The following is a 7,028-nucleotide window of genomic DNA, read 5'->3' on the forward strand; positions in this document are numbered from 1 at the left end:
CGGGTGAGCGTGGTGGGCGTGGCCAACAACTGCGGCGGCAGTCTCTCGCCGCTGGTGGGTGGCTTGGTGCTGTTCGGCGGCTCGGTGGCTCTGAAGGCGCGGCTGGCGGCGCTGCCGCTGCAGGAGCGCCTAGCCGAAGAGTCGCAGTTGGTGAAGGGGCCGTACATCGGCTTGGCCGTGTTTCTGGTGCTGCTGGCCGCGCTGTTTTTCTTCCTGGTGAAGCTGCCCGATATTGAGGGCATTGAAGCCGACGACGCCGTTCGCGGTGCAGAGTGGGGTGAAGACGGCACGTTAAAAATCACGCATCGCACCAGCGCCCTGCAGTTTCCGCACCTGGTGCTGGGCGTGGTGGCCATTTTCGTGTATGTGGGCGTGGAAGTGGGCCTCGGTTCCTTCCTCATTCGCTACGGCGAGTCGCAGGGCATTACCCAACTGTCCGGCTTCACCCAAAGCCTGGTGCGTGGCCTGAACGTGGCTACAAATTACGTGGGCGTGCTGTTCGGCCAGCAGCCGGCTCCGATTGATACGGCGGCTGGCTTCACCAAGGCCGTGGGTGCGGTGCTGGTGTCGTCGTACTGGTTTGGCTCGCTCATTGGGCGCGTGGTGGGCATTCCGCTGCTGCTGAAATTCCACAACCGCGCGCTGCTGGTAGCGGTATGCGCGGCCGGCACAGCGCTGGTGGGCGCCAGCATTCTGAGCACCGGCGAAACGGCCCTGTGGCTCATCGTACTCTGCGGCCTGATGAACTCCATTATGTGGCCCGTCATTTTCCCGCTGGCCATCACCGGGCTGGGGCCATTCACCAAGCAGGGCTCTTCTTACCTGATTATGGCCATTGTGGGCGGGGCGCTGATTCCGCCGCTCATGGGCTGGCTGGCCACGCACGGCGGCGGGCTGCGGGTGGCGTTTGTGGTGCCGGCACTGTGCTACCTGTACCTGCTGTTTTATGCACTAAGTGGCTACCGCGTCCGTTAAAGGCACACGGCAGCCCTTCCCCACCATTGCAGGCTGCCTTCCATTTTCATGAAAAAGCCGCTGTTATTCTCCGCATTGTTCTTGGTTACCCTACTGCTGGGCACGGTTAGCTGCAAGAAAATTCTGGACCTGCTCACCTTCCAGATTAACGACTCAACTAGCTTCCAGCTGCCGGCCACCGGGCCGCTGCCGGGCGGCGTCACGGGGCCGGTTATTACGCTGCCGGTTTCGGTCAACTCCACTTCCAGCAGCACCTTTCAGAGCAATAACACGGCCGCCGACTACGTGCAGGACGTCACGCTCGACCGCCTGGCCCTCACCATCACCGACCCGGCCGGGCAAAATTTCGACTTCGTGAAGAGCATCAGCATCTCGATTGCCTCCGATGCGGCCGGCACCAACAAAGTGCCGCTGGCCTCGCTCAGCCCCGTGCCCACGGGCCAGACCACCATCAACCTCACGCCCTCGGGCCAGAAGCTCGACCTGTATCTGAAAAACGGCACCTACACCCTGTTCACCACCGTCGAAATGACCCAATTGGGCCTGAGCCGAGCCACCACCGTGCGCGCCGACTCGCGCTTCAACGTGAAAGCCAACCCGAAGTAATGCCTTCGTAGCGGGGCGTCTGCCCGGCCATGGGTGAGCGGCCGGGGTGTAGTGTGTGCTTGCAAAAGCCCTCGCTACGCCCCGGCCGCTACCTTTGCGGCATGATGCCTACGCTCGAAGAAAACGTTTCGCTCCGCCCCTACAACACTTTTGGCCTCGATGTGCGGGCCCGCTATTTCGCCCGTTTCGCCTCGGCCGACGAGCTGCGGCAGCTGTTGCAGCGGCCCGAAGTGCAGGCCGCCGACAAGCTCATTCTGGGCGGCGGCTCCAACCTGCTGTTCACGCAGGATTTCCCGGGCGTGGTGCTGAAAAATGAGATTCGCGGGCTGGAAATTCTGTCCGAAGACGGCGACTCCCACACGGCCCTGCTCCGGGCCGGGGCGGGCGAAAGCTGGCACGACCTGGTCGAGTTCAGCCTCGACCGGGGCCTGAGCGGCATCGAAAACCTTTCGCTCATTCCCGGCACGGTGGGCGCGGCCCCACTACAAAACATTGGCGCCTACGGCGCCGAGCTGCGCGACACCTTCGACCTCCTCGAAGCCGTGGAAATTGCCACCGGGGCGTTGCGCGTGTTCACGGCCGGCGAGTGCGGCTTTGGCTACCGCGAAAGCGTGTTCAAGAACGTGCTCAAGGGTCAGTTTGTGGTGACGGCCGTGGTGCTGCGCCTGCACCGGCAGGCCCGGCCCAACGTGCAGTACGGCGCCATTGCCGATACGCTGGCCGAGATGGGCGTGGCCGGTGAGCCCACCCCGCAGCAGGTGAGCCAGGCCGTGGTGCACATCCGCCGCTCCAAGCTGCCCGACCCGGCCGAAATCGGCAACGCGGGCTCTTTCTTCAAGAACCCCGAAATCTCGCAGGCCGCCTTCGACCGCCTCAAAAGCCAATACCCCGAGCTGCCCGGCTACCCCGTGCCCGGCGGCGTGAAGGTGCCCGCCGGCTGGCTCATTGAGCGGGCCGGTTGGAAAGGACTGCGCCGCGGCCCCGGCGCGGGCACCCACGGCGTGCACGCCCGCCAGGCCCTTGTACTCGTGAACCACGGCGGTGCTACGGGCGGTGAAATCAGGGCGTTAGCGCAGGAGATAATTGCGGCCGTGCGCCAGCAGTTTGCTATTGAACTGCACCCGGAAGTTAACATTTTGTAAAGATTCAACAGAACGAATCCAAGCCTGAATTTTGCGGGTGGCATAGCGAAAAATGAATGTTTTTTGCAGAACTTTGCAAGGGCAGCCTCGTTGCTTAGTCTGTTTATTTTCCAATTACTCCGAGCATGACTTCATTCTTATTTCTGGCCGCTCTTCTGACCGGTGCCGCTTCCGAAACGCCCACTCCGCCCGGCACTGGCGTGCCGCCGGTTCTCACCGTGAAGGCGGCGCGGGCGCTGCCCGCCGGTAGCACCGCCACGGTTCGTGCGGTGGTGATTAACGGTACTGAGATGGGTAACCTGCGCTACATCCAGGACGCCGACGCGGGCCTGGCCCTGTACTCGCAGCCCGGCAAGCTACCCGGCTTTGCCGAGCTGCACGCCGGCGACAGCATTCAGGTCACCGGCCAACTGAAACTGTACAACGGTCTTATCGAAATGGACCCCATTGTCTCGTTTCACAAGCTGGGCAGCGGTGCACGCGTGCGGGCCGTGCAAGTACCTGCCGAGCGCGCCACCGAAGCCTACGTGGAGGCTAACGAGGGCCGCCTGCTCGAAATCCGGGGCGTGAAGCACCTTACCACGCTCACCGGCGGGCCGGCCATGTCGTTCAACGGCAACACCAACTACCTGATTGACGGCCTGCCCGGTACGCTGGTGCGCATCACATCGTCCAGCACCGGTCCAGAGGGCCTCGTCGACTCGGCCCCGCCTACCGATGGCACCTTCGACGTGCGCGGCATCATGAGCCAGCACGCCCCCGGCGGCACCGGTGGCTACCAGCTTATGCCCCGCCTGGCCAGCGACATGGTGCGCGGCGGCGGCCTGCCCCGCCTCACCGAAGAGCCCGTGCCCGTGAACGTGACGGCCAACGGCTTCACGGTGGTGTTCTCGACGCTGAACCCCGGCGATACCCGCGTGCGCTACGGCCTCGACCCCAAGCAGCTGAAGGAAAGCCAGGTCGACCCTACGCTTACCACCCGCCACAGCATTCCGCTGGCCAACCTCATCCCGGGCACCACCTACTATGTGGAAGTGAGCTCGCGCAATGCGGTGGGCACCGAAACGGCCCCGCCCGTGCCTTTTATCACTAGCGGCGGCAAGCGCCTGCGCCTAAGCGGCAAAAATTAAATTCTACCGACTTGGGGCACTCACGCCCCGGCTTCACGGTTTGTTCAGCTGACATTCAGCATCTTTGCAATTCGGCCTTCGGCCCGGTATTTCTGTTTTCATTCCCACTCAGTTCTTTTTCCATTTTTTAGCATGAAGAAATTTACTCTGCTGGCGTTGCTGGCGGGTGTGCTCACGAGCTTCTCGGCGGCGGCGCAAACCGTTATTACCATTGCGGCGGCCCGGGCCCAGGCTCCGACCACCAACGGCACGGCTGGTCCTACGGTCACAGTACGCGGCATCGTAACCAACGGCGCCGAGCTGGGCTCAACGGTGAGCATCATCCGTTACATTCAGGATGGCTCGGGCGCGGGCGTTGGCGTGTACTCGACCGATACCGGGGCGTTTGCCAGCACCCTCAATGGCCTGAGCCTCGGCGACAGCATTCAGGTAACGGGCGGCCTGAAGATGTTCCGTGGCCTGCTCGAAATCGACCCCATCACTTCGCTCACCGTGTTGGCCGGCAACCGCCCGGTACCGGCGCCGGTGGTGTTCACGGCTGCCAACGCGGCCTCGGCCTACGCCGAGCAGTACGAAGGCATGCTGGTGCGCATCAACGGCCTCACGTCGGTAAACACAACCGGTGGCGCTGCGGTCACGTCGTTTGCGGCTAACACCACTTACCGCCTGAATAACAATTCCACGCTGGTAACCTACGTGCCGACCAACTCGAACGGCGCCGATGGCCTGATTGGCAAGCCCAGCCCCACCGGCACTTTCGACGCCGTAGGCATCGTGAGCCAGTACTCGTCGTCGGCCACCAGCACTACGGGCGGCTACCAGCTGCTCAACCGCAAGTACGGCGACTTCATCCAAGGCCTGACGCCCAACCTGACGACGAACCCGGTACCGAGCAACATCACCACCACCGGCTTCACCGTGTCGTTCAACACGTCGAATACCGGCGACACGCGCCTCGCCTACTCGACGGTACCCAACCCCACCAGCGCCCAGATTACGACGGTAGCCGGCAGCACCACCCTGAGCAACGCCCACAGCCAGACGCTGACGGGCCTGCAGCCGGCCACCATCTACTACGTGCAGGCCGTGTCGGTGAACAGCGTAGGCCGCTCCGAGTCGCGCTTGGTACCCATGATAACGGCTTCGCTGTCGTCGGGCACCATCAAAAACTACTTCAACAACCCCGTCGATGCCACGCTGGCCAGCCCGGGCAACGTGGCCGTGTACACGCCCAGCGGCAGCGCGGCCGATACGCTGGCCAAGTACATCAACCGCGCCACGCAAACGGTCGACATCGCCATCTACAACTGGAACAGCACCGTCATCAAGGATGCCGTGATTGCGGCTAAAAACCGCGGTGTGCGCGTGCGCCTCATCTACGAAGACGACAACGCCAACGTGAGCGTGGGCCAGCTGCCCACCAGCATTCCGCGCGTGGCGCGGCCGGCACAGCCCGGCAGCAGCGGCAGCAGCATCATGCACAATAAGTTTGTGATTATCGATGCCGAAAGCACCAACCCCAACGTGCCGTGGGTGTGGACCGGCTCGATGAACTGGACGCCGGCTCAGCTGGCAACCGACCGCAACAACGTGATTGCCATACAGGACCAGGCGCTGGCCCGCGTATACACCGTGGAATTTGAAGAAATGTGGGGCTCGAAAACCGACATAGCCGGCACTACCTTGTTCGGCTCGCGCAAAACCGACAACACCCCGCACTTCCTGATGATTGGCGGCCGCTCGATTGAGTCGTACTTCTCGCCCACCGACAACGTGAATGGCCGCCTGCTGCAAGCCATTGCCTCGGCCGACAACGACCTGCACTTCGAGTCGATGCTCATCACCCGCGCCGACCTGGGCCGCGCCCTGGCCAGCCAGGTAACCACGCGCAACATTGCCACCTGCTCCGACGGCCTCGTGAACGACACCAGCGGCACGGCCGGCTACGCCTTCCGCCTCATCAAGGCCGGCATGGGCAGCCGCGTGCTCATCAAGAAAACCAGTGGCATCATGCACCACAAAACCCTGATTGTGGATGCCGGCGCGGCGCAGTCAGACCCCACAGTATTTGTCGGCTCGCACAACTGGACGGCTTCGGCCGATACCGAAAACGACGAAAACACACTGGTAGTGCACGATGCCGCCATCACCAACCGCTACTACCAGGAATATGCCGCTCGCATTGCCGAGCAGGCCGTGCCCGGCGTGGTGGTGTGCCGCCTCACGCTGGCAACCAAGGCTGGCAGCATTCAGGCCAGCACCCTGCAGGTGTATCCCAACCCGGCCCGCGGCAGCTTCCAGCTGCACCTGGCGGATGCCGCCCGTACCGCCACGGTGGTGCTGCGCGACATGACCGGCCGCGTGGTGCTGACCCGCACCCAGGCCCTGAACGGCGCAGACCTGACCATCGACGCCACCACGCTGAAAGCCGGCCTGTACCTGGTGCAGGTAACCACCCCCGAGGCCGTGCAAACGAGCCGCGTGGTAGTGCAATAAGCACCTTGCTTTGACGTAAAAAAGGCGGTCCCCACGGTGGGGGCCGCCTTTTTTGTTTCTGGGGCAATGCGTTGCTGAAAAGTGTGGGACTAGCGACTTATGCGGAGCGCAGGCTGGCTTGGGTAGCGGCGGTCGAGCCAGTTCAGGGCCGGTCCCGTCATACACGTCGTGGCCAAGGCCATGATAACCATCATGACAAAAATGTGCGGCGTGAGGATGCCAAGGTCGTAACCGATGTTGAGCACCACGATTTCCATAAGGCCGCGTGTGTTCATCAGCGCACCGATGCGGAGGCTGTCGGGCCAGCCGTGGCCTACTAGGCGGGCCGCCAGGGCGCTACCCAGCAGCTTGCCGGCCACGGCCACCACGGTAATGCCCGCACAAACGGCCCACAGGCAGCAGGAATTCAGCAGGCCTATTTCGGTGCGCAGGCCGGTGAACACGAAGAACAGCGGCAGCAGCACCACGGCTACGTTCTGCACCTTGCTGCTCACATACTCCCGCAGTTGGCCATCGGTGGGCATAATGGCGCCGGCCAGGAAGGCCCCGAACAGGGCGTGAACGCCAATGGCCTCGGCAGTGAAAGCCGATAGAATAAGCATGAAGAAAAACACCGACAGGGCCGCTTTCCGGGGCCGGCCGCTGGCGTGGTGCAGCCGGCCCACGCGCGCCAGCAGCG

The 7,028-nt window shown here is 63.2% G+C and carries 6 protein-coding genes; 5 read left to right on the plus strand and 1 reads right to left on the minus strand.

From position 1 onward, the window contains the following. From ACYVDE_RS11060 to ACYVDE_RS11080, 5 genes are all read left to right on the plus strand, one after another. Positions 1–975, plus strand: a 975-nt coding sequence (locus ACYVDE_RS11060; RefSeq protein WP_460501577.1) for an MFS transporter, incomplete at its 5' end; no start/stop codon positions are given. 48 nt (positions 976–1,023) lie between these two features. Continuing rightward, positions 1,024–1,581 (plus strand): hypothetical protein, encoded by a 558-nt coding sequence (locus ACYVDE_RS11065; protein WP_460501578.1) that lies wholly within the window; start codon positions 1,024–1,026, stop codon positions 1,579–1,581. A 104-nt stretch (positions 1,582–1,685) separates the two neighbouring features. Beyond that, positions 1,686–2,723 carry a UDP-N-acetylmuramate dehydrogenase gene (gene murB, locus ACYVDE_RS11070; RefSeq protein WP_460501582.1) on the plus strand — a complete coding sequence of 346 codons (1,038 nt, stop codon included), beginning with the start codon at positions 1,686–1,688 and terminating at the stop codon, positions 2,721–2,723. 125 nt (positions 2,724–2,848) lie between these two features. Further along, positions 2,849–3,853 (plus strand): hypothetical protein, encoded by a 1,005-nt coding sequence (locus ACYVDE_RS11075; RefSeq protein ID WP_460501579.1) that lies wholly within the window; start codon positions 2,849–2,851, stop codon positions 3,851–3,853. A 132-nt stretch (positions 3,854–3,985) separates the two neighbouring features. Next, complete coding sequence (locus tag ACYVDE_RS11080; protein ID WP_460501580.1) at positions 3,986–6,349, plus strand: phospholipase D-like domain-containing protein; 2,364 nt, start codon at positions 3,986–3,988, stop codon at positions 6,347–6,349. Between the two features lie 89 nt (positions 6,350–6,438). On the opposite strand, the gene ACYVDE_RS11085 is transcribed toward ACYVDE_RS11080, so the two are convergent. Continuing rightward, a partial coding sequence (locus ACYVDE_RS11085) for a cation:proton antiporter (RefSeq protein ID WP_460501581.1) occupies positions 6,439–7,028 on the minus strand: 590 nt, incomplete at its 5' end.

Source organism: Hymenobacter agri (genome assembly GCF_054778495.1).